Genomic DNA, 16073 nt, shown 5'->3' with positions numbered 1-16073 from the left:
TTCTCATGCGTAGAGGCAGTCGCGGATCGCCGTCAGTCCGCGTGCCATTTCGTCTTCTTCGGCCACCATCGCTACGCGAACGTAGCCGCGACCCGGGTTTGCCCCGTTCACATCGCGCGAGAGATAGGCACCGGGCAAGACCCTCACGCCCGTCTCACGCCAGAGCCTCAGCGCGGCTGCCTCGCCATCCTCGACCGGAAGCCAGAGGAAGAAGCCCGCCTGCGGCGAGGCCGCGCCGGGCACCTCGCCAAGAATGCTGTCGGCGATGTCGTATTTCGTGGCGTAGCGCGCACGGCTCGCCTCGACATGCGCCTCTTCCGACCAGGCACGCTCCGAGACGGCCTGCAGCGGCGTCGGAAGCGGCGCGCCCGCGTAGTTCCTGAGCTGCTTCATCGCGGCGAGCGTCTTCGGGCCGCCAGCGGCGAAACCCGACCTTAACCCGGCAAGGTTGGATCGTTTGGACAGCGAGTTGAAAATCACGACGCGCTCGGGATCCGCGCCGATTTCCTGCGCGATTTCGAGCGCGCCGGTCGGGGCCCGGTCCCGGTAGATCTCGGAATAGCATTCATCCGCAAAAATGCGGAAATCGTGCCGCTCTGCGAGGTTCAACAACGTCCGCCAGTATTCGGCATCTGCCACGGCACCCTGCGGGTTCGACGGAGAGCAGATATAGGCGATGGCCGTCCGGTCGAGGATTTCGCGGTCGAGCCTTGCGTAATCGGGGAGGAAACCAGTCGCCTCGGTCGCTGGAACGTAATGCGGCTCGGCTCCCATCGCGAGCGCGGCGACGGCATAGACCTGATAGAACGGGTTGGGTGTCAGGATGACGGGGGTCGTGCCGTTCTTCCGTTCCGGACAGATCGCCACGGCGGCGTTGAAGAGTCCTTCGCGCGTCCCGTTGAGGGGCAGGATCTGGCCCGCCGGATCGACCGTTGCGCCGTAGCGGCGATCGATCCATCCGGCGATGGCCGCGCGCAACCCGTCCGTGCCGTCGTTCTGAGGATAATTCGCAAAGCTCGCGGCATGTTCAGCAACCACGTCCATCACCCAAGGGGGTGACGCGTGACGCGGGTTGCCGATCGTCATGTGGATCGGCTCGCCACCGCCCGGATGCGGGTCGAGAAGCTCCCGCAAACGCGGAAACGCATAGGCCGGCAGGGTCTGAAACCTCGCGGGGAGCTGCATATCGTGCCTCGGGATACGGGATCTGTCGTCCCATTTGGAAGTGAGACTAGCCCGAGCGGGGGAGAACGGTCCAGTGGCCGGAGGCCGAAATCGACCCCCTCCGCGTCCCTGTGACTTTTAGGTCAGGACACGTTCGGCGGCGTGGGCGAGCCGCAGAAGCCGCGCCTCGTTCCCCGCTAACCCTTGGAAAAGAATGCCCACCGACGGCGTACCGGTCGGCAGCGTGATGCCGGACAGCCCGAGCAGATTGCCGATCCGCGTATTTCGCAGCGTCATGAGGTTGCGCTCGACGTAGTAATCGTCGTCGGCCTCCAGGCGGTCGCGCTTCGGCGGCAGGATTGGGCAGGTCGGCAGGATCACCGCATCGAAACCCGCCGTCGCGGCCGCATAATCGTGCCGCGCCTGATCGAGCACATGCCAGGCCGCAACATAATCGGCAGCCGAGACATCGCCCCCGGCACGAAAGCGGGTCCGGACCTGATGATACATCACGTCCGGATCCGCCTCGATCGTCTCGCGCCAGGTGCCGTAGGCCTCGGCCGCGAAGACAGTGGCGCTTTGCGCGGCAGCGCGCGCGACCAGCGGAAGTTCACGGCGTTCGATCCTTGCGCCTGCGGACTCGAGCCTTGAGACGGCGCTCTCGAACCCGTGCGCGACCGGGGCCTCGAGCGCCTCCATCGCACCGGTCTCGAGCAGGAGAAGCCGCATCCCGTCGATTCGCGCGGTCTTGAGATCCGGAGCAGTCCGCCCGGACAGCGCGGAAAAGAGCAGCGCCGCATCCTCGACGCTTCTGGCAAGCGGTCCGGCGGTGTCGAATTTCGGGCAAAGCGGCAACGCCCCGGCCATCGGCAAAGCGCCATGCGCAGGCTTGAAGCCCACAAGGTCGTTCCACGCGGCGGGCAGCCGGATCGAGCCGCCGGTATCGGAACCGATCCCGGCCGCCGCAAGCCCGAACGCGACAGACGCGGCGGCTCCCGAAGACGAACCGCCAGGCACGGCGTCCGGATCGTTGCGATTGGGGGGTGTCCCCGTTCGTGGATTGAAGCCCAAACCCGAAAAGGCAAGTTCGCTCAGATGGGTCTTGCCGAGACAGACAAGGCCGGCGGCAGTAGCATTGCGCAGGATTTCCGCATCGCGATCCGGAACGCGGCCCATCAGCAGGGCGCTGCCGCCCTCGGTCGCCGTGCCCGCGCTGTCGTAGAGATCCTTCCAGGAGATGGGTACACCGTCGAGCGGTCCGCGGCGCGTGCCCGCCCGCGCCCGCGCACGTGCCGCGACTGCTTCGGACAAGGCGCGATTCTCGGTCAGGCGGGCATAGATGTCTTCGCGGTGCGGATGCGTCAGGGCCGCTTCGAGGAACGTCTCGGTCAGGGTGACGGGGTCGAGATCGCCTGCGCCGATGGCGCGGCCCAACGCAGCGGCCGTAGCTTGTCTCGGATAGTCCATCACGCGCCCTCCCCATCCGGTTCCCGATCCGTGGTAGCGGCAGACCGGCGCATGGACAATGGTACCGCAGGCACCATAGTCAGGGGGGATGGATTATGACGTCGTCATCGCGGGCGGCGGCCTCAACGGCTGCACCCTTGCTCTCGCCCTCGCCCGGGGCGGGCTATCCGTCGCAATCGTCGATCCGGTACGCTCGGAGCGGCGTGCGGATCCGGGCTTCGACGGACGATCCTACGCATTGTCGATAGCGTCAAAGACGATGCTTTCCACGCTGGATCTGTGGCCGGTGCTCGGTGAGGGCGCGCAGCCGATCCTCGACATCCGCATCAGCGACGGGCGCGTGGGATCGGGGCCGTCGCCTCTGACGCTCGAATTCGACCATGCCGAGATCGAGGAAGGGCCGATGGGCTTCATGGTCGAGGACCGGCATCTGCGCCCTGCCCTTCTCGATGCTGTTGCGGATGAGACCGGAATCACGGCCCTGAACGGTGCATCTGTTTCGGGACAGCGTGTCGATGCGTCGGGCATCGAAGTCACACTTGATGACGGGCAGGCATTGCGTGCCCAGGTCCTTGTCGGATGCGACGGTCGTCGTTCGGGCGTGGCCGCGCGGGCCGGGATACGGCGGCAGGGTTGGGAGTACGGGCAAAGCGCGCTCGTCGCCGCCATCGCGCATGAACGCCCGCATCACGGCACCGCGCATCAGTATTTCCTCCCCGAAGGACCACTTGCGATCCTTCCGCTCAAAGGTGATCGCTCCTCGATTGTCTGGACCGAGCGAAGCGAACGCGCGCATACGCTGATGAAACTGCCAGAAGCGGATTATCTGGAAGTCTTGAGACCCCGCTTCGGCGATTTCCTCGGCGATATCTCCCTCGCCGGAGCGAGGTTCACCTATCCGCTGAGCCTCGGTGTCGCCGAGCGTTTCGTGGCCCCACGCATCGCGCTTGCGGGCGATGCGGCGCACAACGTGCATCCGATTGCAGGACAGGGTCTCAACGCCGGGCTGCGCGACGTGGCCTCCCTTGCCGAAGTCCTGATCCTCGCGCGGCGTCGCGGCGAGGAGATCGGACGCGCGGACGTGCTTGCGCGATACGAACAATGGCGTCGGTTCGACGTGAATGCACTGGCCATTGCGACTGATGGATTCAATCGCCTGTTCTCCAACGACAATCCCGCGCTTAGATTGATGCGCGATACGGGACTGGCTGTCGTGAACAGATTGCCGGGTCTGCGGCGGACTTTCATCCGCGAGGCGGCGGGACTGACCGGTGACCGGCCCGCACTCCTCTCGGGACGGCCGATCTGATCGCGGATCAATCGTCGATCGCGCGGGCCTCGTCGATGAGCATGATCGGGATTCCGTCGCGGATCGGATAGGCCAGATGGGCAGCCTTCGAGATCAGCTCCTGCGCCTCGGCATCGTAATGCAGCGGGGCCTGCGTTTGTGGACAAACGAGCGCCTCGAGCATCTTGCGGTCATAGGCTTGGTCAGACGGGTCGCTCATTGCATCCGCTCTTCGTCGTTGCCGCCGCCGCGGAGGGCGAATTCGATCAGCGTGACCAATGTCTCGCGGCGGGTTGAAAGGGTCGGTGCCTCGAGCAACGCCTGCTTGTCCTCGGGCTCGAACGGGCAGAGCATCGACAACGCATTGATGAGCAGCTCGTCCTCGGCATCGGACAGCGAATCCCAGTCGGTCTTGAGCTCTTCCGCATCGAAGTATCGCCCGAGCAAGCCCAGAAAGCGTTCCCGGTCGAAGCCTTCGTCGCGCTCGGGTTGGCCCAGATCGCGCGAGAATGCGTCCCATCCGATGTCGCACCGGATATAGGGCTCGAACCCCTCGGTCTCCCTCTTGACGCGAAACCGAGACACGCCGGAGAGGGTGATCATGTAGCGGCCGTCCTCCGTTTCGGAAAAGCCGGTCAGCCGTCCGGCACATCCGATGGAGTGAAGTCGCTTCTCGGCCCCTTCGGGCACGTCTCGCGGCTGCACCATCCCGATCAGACGATGCGGAGTCTTCATGCAATCCTCGATCATCGCCAGATAGCGCGGCTCGAAGATATGCAGGGGGAGCTTCCCGCGCGGCAGCAGCAACGCGCCGGGAAGCGGAAACACGGGTATGGTCTCGGGGAGGTCCGCTGCTTTGAACATGACCGGCCACTTAGACCGCAATACCCGTCAGGCAAATATCATCGACGACAGCTTGCGACGCCCCTTGAGCGCGATGGGGTCCTTTGCCGGAAGTGCCTCGAAAATAGTGAAGAGCTGCTTGCGTGCGGCATCGTCGTTCCAGTCGCGATCGCGCCTGAAAAGCTCTAGAAGTTCGTCCACGGCTTCTTCGGTCTGGCCCTTCGCATGAAGACCCTGCGCCAGATCGAACCGGGCCTGGTGATCATCGGGGTTGGCCTCCAACGCCGCGCGCTTCTCCTCCACCGGACCCGCACCTTCGGCCTGACGGGCGAGCTCGAGCTGCGCATGCGCGGCTTCGAGTTCGGGGGCATGACTGATGCTCGCATCGACGCCGTTCAGGATCGCTTCCGCCTGCTCCAGATCGCCCATCGCGATGTGCGCACGAACGAGACCCGCATGGGCCGCGGCCATTTCGGGGGCCTCGCCGATGATCGCCGCATAGGTCTGTGCAGCATCCGCAACGGAGCCCTGTTCGAGCATTTCGTCTGCTGCGGCAACCGCCTCGGCCAGCCCGTCACCGCCCTCGACCGCGCCGCCCGCCTGCTGCACCAGCCGATCGACAAAGGCCGTGATCTCGGATTGCTGGACCGCTCCCTGAAAGCCGTCGACGGGCTGGCCCTTGTAGAAGGCATATACGGTCGGGATCGACTGGATACGAAGCTGCGCCGCGATCGACTGCGCCTCGTCCACGTTGATCTTGACCATCTTGACGGCACCCTTGGCGTTCGTCACCGCCTGTTCGAGCATGGGGCCGAGCGTCTTGCACGGGCCGCACCAGGGAGCCCAGAAATCGACGATCACCGGGACCTGCTGGCTCGCCTCGACGACATCGGCCATGAAGCTCGCCTCGGAGCCGTCCTTGATCAGGTCTCCGGCAGGAGGTTGTCCGGTGCCCTGTCCCAGTTCGATCATCATCTCATCCTCATCTACATGTCGTTTCGCGATCTAGATGGCGCGCGGCTTCCGGTCTGACAAGGTTTCGCCCTCCCGCACGAGGCCGTTCTCCCGCGGCGAGGGCCCGTCATCGGCGATGACATCGCGAAGACGCAGGGCAAGCGCTCGAAGCTCGTCCGAAAGGGGTGTGCTCCTGCGCCAGATGAGACCGATCGTGCGTTCGGGTTCGGGCGGGTCGAACCGGCCGATCGCCACGGGGGCGGCACGCGTTTCGACCGCGACGGCCATCTGAGGAACGAGCGTCACGCCCATTCCCGCGCCCACCATCTGCACCAGCGTCCCGAGAGAAGTCGCGTCGAGACCGTATGTCCGGGGACCCATGTCGCAGAAGGACAGCGCCTGATCGCGAAAGCAGTGCCCTTCCTCCAGAAGCAGAAGGCGCATCTCGCGAAGCTCTTCGCGGGCGGGCATGCGGTCACCCCCCTCGACCTCGGGTCGGACGAGCACGAAGGGCTCGGCAAACAGCGCGGCCTCCTCGATCCCGGGTTCCGAAATGGGCAGCGCGACGATGGCGGTATCCAGCCGACCCTCCGAAAGCTCTCGCAAAAGGTGCGAGGTCGTCGTTTCCCGGATGTCGAGTTCGAGCCCGGACCCCTCGGGATCTATTGCCGAAACGATCCGCGGAAGCAGGTAAGGCGCGATCGTCGGAATCACCCCGAGCCGCAGACGCCCCGTCAGACCGCCCCGAGCCAGCCTTGCCAGGTCGGCAATGTCGTCCGTCGCACGCAGGATCTCGCGCACGCGTTCGCGCACCGTCTCGCCGAATGCGGTCAGCCGGACGGCTTTCGGCCCCCTTTCGAAGAGAGCGATACCGAGATGAGCCTCCATTTCGCGGATCTGCATCGAAAGGGCCGGTTGCGAGATGTTGGACACTTCGGCTGCGCGACCGAAATGACCGTGGCGTGCAAGCGCTTCGAAATAGCGCATCTGCTTGAGGGTGGGCGACATCATAAGCGCACCTTATCGCTGCCATATGCAGACGCAACTTATACGTATCGTCCCGACCTGTTAGAACGATTCCAGATACGTCGGCCGGTTATGACCGGCCCCTGCAATGAACGGAGAGTTCGACATGATGGACGGAAGCGATAATCCGGGCGGATGCCCTGTGGCCCACGGCGCGGCGCGGCCCACTTCGGCGCGCGGCCGCAGCAATCGCGATTGGTGGCCCAACCAGCTCAACCTCAAGATCCTGCACCAGAACCTGCCGCAGACCGATCCGAACGGCCCGGCCTTCGATTACGCCGAGGAATTCAAGAAGCTCGACCTCGGGGCGGTGAAGGCCGATCTGGCCAAGCTGATGACCGACAGCCAGGATTGGTGGCCGGCCGATTATGGTCATTACGGACCGTTCTTCGTGCGCATGGCCTGGCACAGCGCCGGCACCTATCGCACCGGCGATGGCCGCGGCGGATCGTCGAGCGGGTCGCAGCGCTTCGCGCCGCTGAACTCCTGGCCCGACAACGGCAATCTCGACAAGGCACGCCGCCTTCTGTGGCCGATCAAGCAGAAATACGGCAATTCGATTTCCTGGGCCGACCTCTTCATCCTGACGGGCAACGTCGCTATGGAGACGATGGGCTTCAAGACCTTCGGCTTCGCCGGTGGCCGCGAGGACATCTACGAGCCCGAGGAAGACGTCTACTGGGGCATGGAAGACGAGTGGCTGGGCACGAAGGACCAGCGCTACCTTTCGCATGACGGCGAGGGCCGGTTCCTCGAGAACCCGCTCGCGGCCGTGCAGATGGGTCTCATCTACGTCAATCCCGAAGGCCGCAACGGCGAGCCCGACCCGATGAAGTCGGCCGAGGATATTCGCGAAACCTTCGCCAAGATGGCGATGGGCGATGAGGAGACCGTCGCGCTGACCGCCGGCGGACATACCTTCGGCAAGGCCCACGGTGCGGGCGACGCAGGCCTCGTCGGTGCCGAGCCCGAGGGCGGCGCGATGGAAGACATGGGCTTCGGCTGGAAGAACGCCTTCGAGACCGGGCATTCCGAGCACACGACGACCAGCGGCATCGAAGGAGCCTGGACGCCGACGCCCATCACCTGGGACATGTCCTATCTCGAGACGCTGCTCGGCAACGAGTGGGAACTGACCAAGTCGCCCGCCGGTGCCCATCAGTGGAAGCCCAAGGATGACGCGATGTCGGATGCGGTTCCGGACGCGCATCGCGACGGCGTGCGCCACGCGCCGATGATGACGACGGCCGACATGGCGATGAAGGTCGATCCGGTCTACAACCGCATCGCATCGGACTTCTTTGCCAATCCCGAGAAGTTCGCGGACGCCTATGCCCGCGCCTGGTTCAAGCTGACCCACCGCGACATGGGACCGAAGGTTCGCTATCTCGGATCCGAAGTGCCGGCCGAGGACCTGATCTGGCAGGATCCCATCCCCGCATGGGAACATTATGTCGTTTCCGACAGCGACGTAGCCGAGCTGCAGTCGCAGATCCTGGCTTCGGGTCTTTCCGTTCAGGAACTCGTCTCTGCGGCCTGGGCCTCGGCATCGACCTTCCGCGGCTCCGACAAGCGCGGCGGTGCCAACGGCGCCCGCGTGCGTCTCGCGCCGCAGAAAGACTGGCCGGTGAACGATCCGGAACGTCTGGCCAGCACGATCGCCGTGCTCGACGGCATCCGCGAGAAATTCTCGAAGCCCGTCTCGCTCGCCGACATGATTGTCCTGGGCGGTTGCGTCGCGGTCGAGAAGGCCGCGAAGGATGCGGGATACGACATCACCGTTCCCTTCACTCCGGGACGCGCTGATGCGAGCGAGGAGCAGACCGACGCCGAAAGCTTCGAGCCTCTCGAGCCCAAATCCGACGGTTTCCGCAACTATCAGGAGCAATCCTACTCCATCGCGCCGGAAGAGCTCATGGTCGACCGTGCGCAGCTCCTGACGCTGACCGCGCCCGAAATGACGGTTCTGGTGGGTGGCCTTCGTGCGCTCGACGCCAATACGGGCGGCGTGAAGCACGGTGTCCTGACCAAGCGTCCGGGCCAGCTGACGAACGATTTCTTCGTCAACCTGCTCGACATGGGGACAGAGTGGAAGCCGGAGAGCGACGGCGCGACCACCTATGTCGGCCGCGACCGCAAGACTGGCGAGGAGCTCTGGACCGGGACGCGCTGCGATCTTGTCTTCGGCTCGAACTCGCAGCTCCGGGCGATCTCCGAAGTCTACGCACAGGCCGATGCAGGTGCGCATTTCGTGCGCGATTTCGTCGCCGCTTGGGCCAAGGTGATGAACGCGGACCGCTTCGATCTGACCGCCTGATCGCGGTTCTTGCGAAGCCGAAAAGCCCCGGCGCAGAATGCTGCGTCGGGGCTTTTTTCTGTCCGAGGTTCCTCGCTGGCTAGCCGCCGAAGCCGCGGGCCCCGACACCGCCACCGGTCCGCGACGCCCCGAAGCCGCCACGGCTCTGGACGGCAGCGCGGCTGAGTGGCGCGGCGGCCCTGGTGTTCGGCGCGGCGGCGAAGGAATTGGGACGAAGCTGCGTATTGCCCCTCAACCCCGAAACGGTGGTACCGCCCCCGGGGGTGGCGAAACGGCCGCCTTGCGTTCGATAGAGCGGCTGGGCCGCCATGCCGCGACCGCCGATCATGTTGCCGATCATGTATCCCGCCAGAAGCGGAAGAAAGATCGACGTGCCGTCGGATCGCGTCTCGACCACGCATTCGCCACCATGCTCTTCCTCGCACAGGGCCTGATCGTCGTAGCGCGGCGCGCTCTCGGCGTGGATCGCCTGGGCTTCCTCGAATCCGGCGGCGCAATCCTCGGGGGTGAAGTCGTTCTCGGGCAGGTCGGCAAGAGCGCGACATTCCTCAAGCGAGGGAAACACGTTCGTATCCACCTGCTCCTCAGGCTGGCAGGCGGCGAGACTGAACGCCGCGGTTCCGAGGAGGAGTACGCGGGCATGGCGGGCGCGTTTGCGGATCGGGTGCGATTGGGTCATCTCAGGCCTCGATATAATGCGGGCGGAAACGGCTTGTATCCTGGGTGATGCGAGAGTGATCGACGCGAAGGCCCATCCCGTGCGCCTCGGTCCCGACCAGCCAGATTCCGCACATGACATGCTCGTCCCCGAATTTCGGCAAAGGCGCATAGGCCTGCAGGATACGGGGATGCGAATCGTAGGCGGTGTCGGACGAGACCTCGCTTTCGTCGCCTGCATGAATGCGGATCCCCGCCCCCTCGCGCGAGAAGATGGGCTTCTCGACGTGGGACGGGCCCAGCGCATCGGTCTCCTCGCCTGCAAAGAAGGCGGGAAGCAAATTCGGATGGCCTTCGAACATCTGCCACAGGATCGGCAGGATCCCCTTGTTCGAGACCAGCGCCTTCCAGGGCGGCTCGAGGATCCGGCAGCTCGATCCGGCGATGGCATCGGCAAAGTCGTCCCGCAGCATGTCCTCCCATGGGTAGAGCTTGAAGAGCGTCCCGATCACCCTGTCCTCGCCATCGGCGAATTGTCCGTCCTCGGTCACGCCGATCTTGCGCAGATCGGTGAAATGCGCACCCATCCCAGCCTCGCGTGCGGCCCAGGCGATTGTTTCGACCGTGGCGTAATCCTCGACCGAATCCTCGAAGGCCGCGAAATGGATGTCCGTGTCGGGTTCGAACATCGCGCGGAACCGCTCCACGATGGCTTCGTGGATGCCGTTGAACTGGTCGCTGCCCTCCGACAGGCGGCCCGTCGCGATCATGTCCTCAAGCCAGTCCCACTGGAAACCCGACGTCTCGTAGAGGGTCGTGGGCGTATCGGCATTGTATTCCAGCAACTTCGCGGGCCCTTCCCCGCCATAGGAAAAGTCCATCCGGCCATAAAGCTCGGGTGCCCCATCCCGCCAGCTCTGCGCGACCAGATCGCGATGTGCTTCGGGGATGGAAAGCTTTTCCATCAATTCTTCGGAGGTGACGATACGCGCGACGGCCTCACGACACATCGCGTGAAGCTCCTCGGCCGGGCGTTCCAACCGCTCCTCGATCTCGGAGAGCGTGAAGGCATATGCCGCCCCTTCGTCCCAATAAAGCGGGCCGCCCAGATGGTGGAACGTAAAGCCGGCGGCCTCGGCTTTCTCTTGCCAATCGGGCCGCGCACCCAGTTCATCTCGCCGCATGGCACCCTATCCCCCTTCGCAAGCGCCCTTTCCATATCCCGGAACCGGGACCTGCGACAGGGGCCGGGAGGTCGCGGCCCCTACTGGATACCGCGGATCGCCGGATAGGCCGCGCGGAATCGGTCGTAGGCTTCATCGAATGCCGGCACGAGGTTCGCATCCGGCTCGAAGGTGAGACCGATCTCCGGGCTTTTCACGACGTCTTCCGGGCTCTCGCCCGTCGTCGCCATCCGCCCGAGACGCGCCGCGCCCAAGGCCGCACCGAACTCGCCGCCCGCAGGCAACTCGACGGTGACGTCAAGCGTATTGGCGATCACCCGCAGCCAGTAGTCCGACCGCGTGCCGCCGCCGATGGCGATCAGCCGGTCGATATGCCCGCCCGCACTCTTCAATGCTTCGTGACTGTCGCGCAAACCGAAAGCCACCCCCTCGAGAACGGCGCGGGTCAGCTCGTCGCGGCCCGTATCGGTGCCGAGGCCGGTGAAGCTGCCGCGGATCGCCGCGTCGTTATGCGGCGTCCGCTCGCCCGAAAGGTACGGCAGGAACCGCACCCGGCCCGGGGCCGCGGGTTCGTCTCCGAGGCCCGAAGTCAGCTCGGCTGGCGACACACCGGCGATCTTGGCTAGCCAGTTGAGGTTGTCGGTCGCCGAAAGCATGACGCCCATCTGGTACCACAGTCCCGGCAGCGCATGGCAGAAGGTATGGAGCGCGCTCTCGGGCACGGGTGCGTAACCGTCGCGCGCGGCCAGCAGAACGCCGGACGTGCCGAGCGACAGGAAGCCATCCCCCTCGGCCCGCGCACCGATCCCGCAGGCCGCAGCCGCATTGTCGCCCGCGCCGCCCGCGACGGCGACACCCCCCTCGATCCCCCATTTCCGGACCAGGTCGGTTCGAAGCTGTCCTGCCTGTGCACACCCTTCGACGAGGCGCGGCATCTGATCGCGCCGCATGTGCGATGCGTCAAGCAGCCTGTTCGACCAGTCACGCTCACCCACGTCGAGCCAGGCGGTACCGGCGGCATCGGACATGTCCGTGACGTGCTCTCCGGTCAGATAGAGGTTCATGTAGGCGGCGGGCAGCAGGACCTTCGCCACACGGTCGAAATTCTCCGGCTCGTTGCGACGCACCCATTCGAGCTTCGGTGCGGTGAATCCAGGAAACACGATATTGCCGGAAATATCGCGTACGCCCTCCATCGCGTCGAGCCCGGCGGCCTCTTCGTGGGAGCGGGTATCGTTCCAGAGGATGCAGGGCCGGATCACCTGATCCGCATCGTCGAGAAGGGTCGCGCCGTGCATGTGCCCCGCGACACCGATCCCCTTCAGACCGGCCAGCTCGAGGTGGTTCGCGGCAAGCTCGGCTACCGCGCCCTCCAGCGCCTCGATCCATTCGGCGGGGTCCTGTTCGCTCCATCCAGACCGGGGATTGCTGACCCCGCAGGGCCGCTCGGCGGACCCGATGGGCGCGCCGTCATCGCCCATCAGAAGCGCACGCAGCCCCGACGTGCCGAGATCGATTCCGAGGTAGCTCATGTGCGCTCCGCGATCAGACGTTCGAGCTTCTCGGCATCGGCGTGGAACTTGCGAATCCCCTCGGCGAGCTTCTCGGTCGCCATCGCATCCTCGTTGAGATCCCAGCGGAATGTGGGTTCGTCGATCGCGGTGGCCGTGCCCGACGCCTGCGCGGGCGAAAGCCTGCGCGTGAGATCGCCCTGGTCCCCCTCAAGCTCGTCGAGCAGGTCGGGCGAAATCGTCAGCCGGTCGCAGCCCGCCAGTGCCTCGATCTGTCCGGCATTGCGGAAGGACGCGCCCATCACCACCGTATCGATCCCATTCGACTTGTAGTGATCATAGATCGCACGCACCGACTTCACACCCGGATCCTCGTCCGGAGCATAGCCTTCGACACCTTCCGCGGCTTTGTACCAATCCGTGATGCGCCCGACGAAGGGCGAGATCAGGAACGCCCCCGCATCGGCGCAGGCCTTGGCCTGGGCCATGGAGAAAAGCAGCGTCAGGTTGCAGTCGATACCGTCCTTCTGAAGGCGTTCCGCCGCGCGGATTCCCTCCCACGTGGAGGCCAGCTTGATGAGAATACGCTCGGATCCGATGCCGCGCTTGTCGTAGGCCTCGATCAGCCGCATCGCCTTGTCGACCGCCGCATTCTCGTCGAAGCTCAGCCGCGCATCGACCTCGGTCGAAACCCGGCCCGGTACGATGCCCGCGAGTTCGGCCCCGACTGCGACGGTCAGCGCATCGGCAACCATCGACGGATCCTTGCCGCGATTGGCCTGGATCGTTTCGCTCAGGGTATCGGCGAAATACTCGCTGCCTACCGCCTTGAGAACGATAGACGGGTTCGTCGTGCAATCCTGCGGCTTCAGCCGCCGGACGGCCTCGACATCGCCGGTATCGGCCACAACGACCGTCATGTCGCGCAGTTGCTCGAGCTTGCTCATCTTCGATCCTGTCGTTCGTTAGCGTCCAAACACGGGGCGGAGTGAGCCATAGACATCACCCCGTTACAAGACGGGGATTCTCAGATTCCGGCGCGAATCCGCGCGCGATCTGTTTCCTCCAGCCGGGCGAAGGCACCGACCAGCGCGCCCGCGCGCCCTTCGCCCCACGGGGCTTCGGTCCGACGCGCCCGCGCCGTCGCGTCAACGAGGAACGCAACTTCCGGCAACGGTCGTGCATAAAGGATCGCGGAACGCGGCATTGCCATGGTCAGCGCCGTTCGCGCGCCCGCCAGCGCGAGCCAGCCGCCTTTCTGCATCCCCGTCGTTCGCGCGCGATTGCTGATCGCGTCGCATCCCGCGCGACGCAGGGGCACGCCGATCCCGGCATAGATGTGGCGTGCGGCGAAGATCCCCGGGCGGACGCTGCGCGGCAGTGCCGCGATGCCCGCTTCCGACCGCGCATAGAGTTCGTCCGCGTGATCGAGAAGCCGGCGTACGAACATCTCGATCCGCCGGTCGGGCCGCGGGTCCGCAAGGAACGCCTCGGGATCGATTCCTTCTTTTTCAAGCCAGTCCAGCGGCAGATAGAGCCGGCCTTCCCGTGCATCCTCGCCCACATCGCGGGCGATGTTGGTCAGCTGCATCGCCACGCCAAGGTCGCAGGCGCGGGCCAGCGCGTCGGCATCGCGCACGCCCATCAGCACGCACATCATCGCCCCGACGCTCGCCGCGACCCGCGCGCCGTAGCCGCGCAGCTCCGACAGATCGCCGTAACGCCGCACCGACGCGTCCCATTCGAGCCCTTCGAGCAGCGCTTCAGGAAGAGCACGGGGCATCCCGACATCCTCGATCACCGCGGCGAAGGCGCGGTCGGCGGGTGCGTCGCGCGGCGTGCCGCGATAAGCCAGATCGAGCCGCGCGCGCAGCCGCGCGACAGCCCCCGCCTTGTCGGCCCCGAGATCGACCGCGTCGTCGGCAAGCCGGCAGAAGGCATAGAGCGCGAGCGACGGATCGCGCACTTTCGCGGGCAGCAGCTTCGAGGCTGCATGGAAGGAGCGTGATCCGTGACGGATCGCTTCGCGGCAATGCTCGAGGTCGGTCGGATCGATCATTCGGCGGCAAGTCCCATCGGTGTCGAAACGGGCCGCGCGGGGTCGGGCACGAGCTTGCCCAAAACCTCGGCGGACGAGAGCACGCCCGGAAGTCCCGCACCCGGATGCGTCCCAGCGCCCACGAGATAGAGGCCCTCCGCCTCCTCGCTGACATTGTGGGGCCGGAACCAGGCCGATTGCAGGATCCGCGGTTCGATCGAGAACCCCGATCCGTGCGGCGAAAGATAGCGGTCGCGAAAATCGGGTGGCGTCATCACGTGGCTCGCAGAAATGCGATCGCGGAATCCCGGGATCACCGTCTCGAGCTGGGCTGCGACCTTCTCCTGATAGGCGGTCCCTTCGGCCTCCCAGTCGGCGTGATGCGGGAATCCCAGATGCGGCACCGGCGAAAGCGCATAGAACGTGTCGTCACCTTCGGGCGCGACCGATGGATCGGTGACGGAGGGGCGGTGCAGGTAGAGCGACATATCCTCGGAGAGCTGCCCCTCGATGAAGATGTCACGTACGAGCCCTTCGTATCGGGGCCCGTTCAGGATCGTGTGGTGGCCCACGTCACGCCACATACCCGCAGTATCCGACGTGCCGAAATACCAGACATAGAGTCCCATGGACCAGCGCCGCTTGCGCAGCCGTTCCGGCGTCCACCGCCGCTTGCTGCCATTGCGCAGAAGGCGGTCATAGGTATGACCCGCATCGGCATTCGACACGACGAGATCGGCGCGTTCGATCCGCCCGTCGATCAGGCGCACACCGGTCGTGCGACCCTTATCGACCAAGATCTCGTCGACCTCGGTCCCGAAGCAGAGTTCCCCGCCCTGATCCGCGATCACGTGCGCCATCGCCTCGGCAATCGCGGCAACGCCGCCCATCGCGTAATGGACGCCGAATTCCTTCTCCAGATGGCTCACCAGGATATACATCGACGTCACGTTGAACGGGTCGCCACCGATGAAGAGCGGGTGGAAGCTGAACGCCATCTGCAGCCGCGGATCGCGGAAACGGCGCTTCGCATGGGACGCGACCGAACGATCGGCCCGCAATGCGGCAAATTTCGGGAGCACGGCCAGGAGATCCGCGAACCTGTGCATCGAGCGTCGCCCGAGATCCTCGAAGCCGAAGGCATACCTCGCCTCCGCATCGCGCAGAAACCGATCGTATCCCTTCACATCGCGCGGAGAGAGCCGCGCCACCTCGGCCCGCATCGCGTCCGTGTCCTGCCGTGCGGCGAACCGTGATCCGTCCGGCCAGCGGATCTCGTAGAACGGATCGAGCGCGCGCAGATCGACATCCGCATCGAAATCGCGCCCGCAGGCGCGCCAGAGATCGCGAAAGAGCTGGGGAACCGTGACGATGGTCGGCCCCAGATCGAAGCGGTGGCCGTTCTTGTGAATGGCCGACCCCCGCCCACCCGGCGTGTCGAGACGGTCGATCACCGTGACGGCATACCCCTTGGCCCCCAGCCGCATGGCGGCCGACAGACCACCGAGACCCGCCCCCACGACGATGGCGCGGCTCGGACCGGAGGAAGAGGATGTTGCGCTCATGGGATCGAGCCTAGCTGTGTCAACCGAACCTGACAATCGCAGATCGCGACCGGCCCCCG

General features: G+C 65.4%; 14 protein-coding genes. 2 read left to right on the top strand and 12 right to left on the bottom strand.

The annotated features are described in order from the left end of the window. Window positions 1-3: 3 nt before the first annotated feature. Both RVY76_RS00710 and RVY76_RS00705 read right to left on the bottom strand, forming a co-directional pair. Window positions 4-1185: an aminotransferase class I/II-fold pyridoxal phosphate-dependent enzyme gene (locus RVY76_RS00710; RefSeq protein WP_317375127.1), complete on the bottom strand. Its 1182-nt coding sequence runs from the start codon at window positions 1183-1185 to the stop codon at window positions 4-6. 117 nt (window positions 1186-1302) lie between these two features. Further along, window positions 1303-2631: an amidase gene (locus RVY76_RS00705; RefSeq protein WP_317375125.1), complete on the bottom strand. Its 1329-nt coding sequence runs from the start codon at window positions 2629-2631 to the stop codon at window positions 1303-1305. Between the two features lie 88 nt (window positions 2632-2719). On the opposite strand from RVY76_RS00705, the gene RVY76_RS00700 reads away from it, so the two are divergent. Then, a complete protein-coding gene (locus RVY76_RS00700; protein ID WP_317375123.1) occupies window positions 2720-3940 on the top strand; it encodes a UbiH/UbiF/VisC/COQ6 family ubiquinone biosynthesis hydroxylase in 1221 nt (406 codons plus the stop codon). Window positions 3941-3947: 7 nt separating this feature from the next. On the opposite strand, the gene RVY76_RS00695 is transcribed toward RVY76_RS00700, so the two are convergent. Genes RVY76_RS00695 through RVY76_RS00680 form a run of 4 tightly spaced genes read right to left on the bottom strand, consistent with a single transcriptional unit; the run spans window position 3948 to window position 6727 of the window. Further along, window positions 3948-4139 carry a Trm112 family protein gene (locus tag RVY76_RS00695; RefSeq protein WP_317375122.1) on the bottom strand — a complete coding sequence of 64 codons (192 nt, stop codon included), beginning with the start codon at window positions 4137-4139 and terminating at the stop codon, window positions 3948-3950. Then, window positions 4136-4783: an LON peptidase substrate-binding domain-containing protein gene (locus RVY76_RS00690; RefSeq protein ID WP_317375121.1), complete on the bottom strand. Its 648-nt coding sequence runs from the start codon at window positions 4781-4783 to the stop codon at window positions 4136-4138. Before RVY76_RS00690 ends, RVY76_RS00695 begins: the two co-directional genes overlap by 4 nt. A 27-nt stretch (window positions 4784-4810) precedes the next feature. Further along, a complete protein-coding gene (trxA, locus tag RVY76_RS00685; RefSeq protein WP_317376687.1) occupies window positions 4811-5734 on the bottom strand; it encodes a thioredoxin in 924 nt (307 codons plus the stop codon). A gap of 33 nt (window positions 5735-5767) precedes the next feature. Further along, window positions 5768-6727, bottom strand: coding sequence for a hydrogen peroxide-inducible genes activator (locus tag RVY76_RS00680; protein ID WP_317375120.1), 960 nt, complete (start codon window positions 6725-6727; stop codon window positions 5768-5770). A gap of 124 nt (window positions 6728-6851) precedes the next feature. Here RVY76_RS00680 and katG point away from each other — a divergent pair, with 124 nt between their 5' ends. Then, window positions 6852-9059: a catalase/peroxidase HPI gene (gene katG / locus RVY76_RS00675; protein WP_317376686.1), complete on the top strand. Its 2208-nt coding sequence runs from the start codon at window positions 6852-6854 to the stop codon at window positions 9057-9059. A gap of 79 nt (window positions 9060-9138) precedes the next feature. Here the strand turns inward: katG and RVY76_RS00670 are convergent, their stop codons facing one another. The 6 genes from RVY76_RS00670 to RVY76_RS00645 all read right to left on the bottom strand — a co-directional run bounded on the left by RVY76_RS00670 (window position 9139) and on the right by RVY76_RS00645 (window position 16014). After that, window positions 9139-9738: a DUF1190 domain-containing protein gene (locus tag RVY76_RS00670; RefSeq protein WP_317375119.1), complete on the bottom strand. Its 600-nt coding sequence runs from the start codon at window positions 9736-9738 to the stop codon at window positions 9139-9141. 1 nt (window position 9739) lies between these two features. After that, a complete protein-coding gene (locus RVY76_RS00665) occupies window positions 9740-10900 on the bottom strand; it encodes a glutathionylspermidine synthase family protein (protein ID WP_317375117.1) in 1161 nt (386 codons plus the stop codon). 80 nt (window positions 10901-10980) lie between these two features. Then, entirely contained in the window at window positions 10981-12432 is a 1452-nt protein-coding gene (gene xylB / locus RVY76_RS00660) for a xylulokinase (protein WP_317375115.1), read from the bottom strand. Next, window positions 12429-13358, bottom strand: coding sequence for a transaldolase (tal, locus tag RVY76_RS00655; protein ID WP_317375113.1), 930 nt, complete (start codon window positions 13356-13358; stop codon window positions 12429-12431). The genes xylB and tal overlap by 4 nt, the downstream gene beginning before the upstream one ends. 80 nt (window positions 13359-13438) lie before the next feature. Beyond that, a complete protein-coding gene (crtB, locus tag RVY76_RS00650; protein ID WP_317375111.1) occupies window positions 13439-14470 on the bottom strand; it encodes a 15-cis-phytoene synthase in 1032 nt (343 codons plus the stop codon). Continuing rightward, window positions 14467-16014 (bottom strand): phytoene desaturase, encoded by a 1548-nt coding sequence (locus RVY76_RS00645; protein WP_317375109.1) that lies wholly within the window; start codon window positions 16012-16014, stop codon window positions 14467-14469. Before RVY76_RS00645 ends, crtB begins: the two co-directional genes overlap by 4 nt. Between the last annotated feature and the right edge of the window lie 59 nt (window positions 16015-16073).

The organism is Palleronia sp. LCG004, assembly GCF_032931615.1.
Lineage (GTDB): Bacteria > Pseudomonadota > Alphaproteobacteria > Rhodobacterales > Rhodobacteraceae > Palleronia.
Note: the sequence above shows the minus strand (reverse complement) of the source record. Positions and strands in the feature narration are given on the sequence as shown.

Bases quoted from the DNA above. Each gene is read 5' to 3' on its own strand.
- RVY76_RS00710 (WP_317375127.1), bottom strand. From the start codon at position 1,185: ATGCAGCTCCCCGCGAGGTTTCAGACCCTGCCGGCCTATGCGTTTCCG.
- RVY76_RS00705 (WP_317375125.1), bottom strand. From the start codon at position 2,631: ATGGACTATCCGAGACAAGCTACGGCCGCTGCGTTGGGCCGCGCCATC.
- RVY76_RS00700 (WP_317375123.1), top strand. From the start codon at position 2,720: ATGGATTATGACGTCGTCATCGCGGGCGGCGGCCTCAACGGCTGCACC.
- RVY76_RS00695 (WP_317375122.1), bottom strand. From the start codon at position 4,139: ATGAGCGACCCGTCTGACCAAGCCTATGACCGCAAGATGCTCGAGGCG.
- RVY76_RS00690 (WP_317375121.1), bottom strand. From the start codon at position 4,783: ATGTTCAAAGCAGCGGACCTCCCCGAGACCATACCCGTGTTTCCGCTT.
- trxA (WP_317376687.1), bottom strand. From the start codon at position 5,734: ATGATCGAACTGGGACAGGGCACCGGACAACCTCCTGCCGGAGACCTG.
- RVY76_RS00680 (WP_317375120.1), bottom strand. From the start codon at position 6,727: ATGATGTCGCCCACCCTCAAGCAGATGCGCTATTTCGAAGCGCTTGCA.
- katG (WP_317376686.1), top strand. From the start codon at position 6,852: ATGGACGGAAGCGATAATCCGGGCGGATGCCCTGTGGCCCACGGCGCG.
- RVY76_RS00670 (WP_317375119.1), bottom strand. From the start codon at position 9,738: ATGACCCAATCGCACCCGATCCGCAAACGCGCCCGCCATGCCCGCGTA.
- RVY76_RS00665 (WP_317375117.1), bottom strand. From the start codon at position 10,900: ATGCGGCGAGATGAACTGGGTGCGCGGCCCGATTGGCAAGAGAAAGCC.
- xylB (WP_317375115.1), bottom strand. From the start codon at position 12,432: ATGAGCTACCTCGGAATCGATCTCGGCACGTCGGGGCTGCGTGCGCTT.
- tal (WP_317375113.1), bottom strand. From the start codon at position 13,358: ATGAGCAAGCTCGAGCAACTGCGCGACATGACGGTCGTTGTGGCCGAT.
- crtB (WP_317375111.1), bottom strand. From the start codon at position 14,470: ATGATCGATCCGACCGACCTCGAGCATTGCCGCGAAGCGATCCGTCAC.
- RVY76_RS00645 (WP_317375109.1), bottom strand. From the start codon at position 16,014: ATGAGCGCAACATCCTCTTCCTCCGGTCCGAGCCGCGCCATCGTCGTG.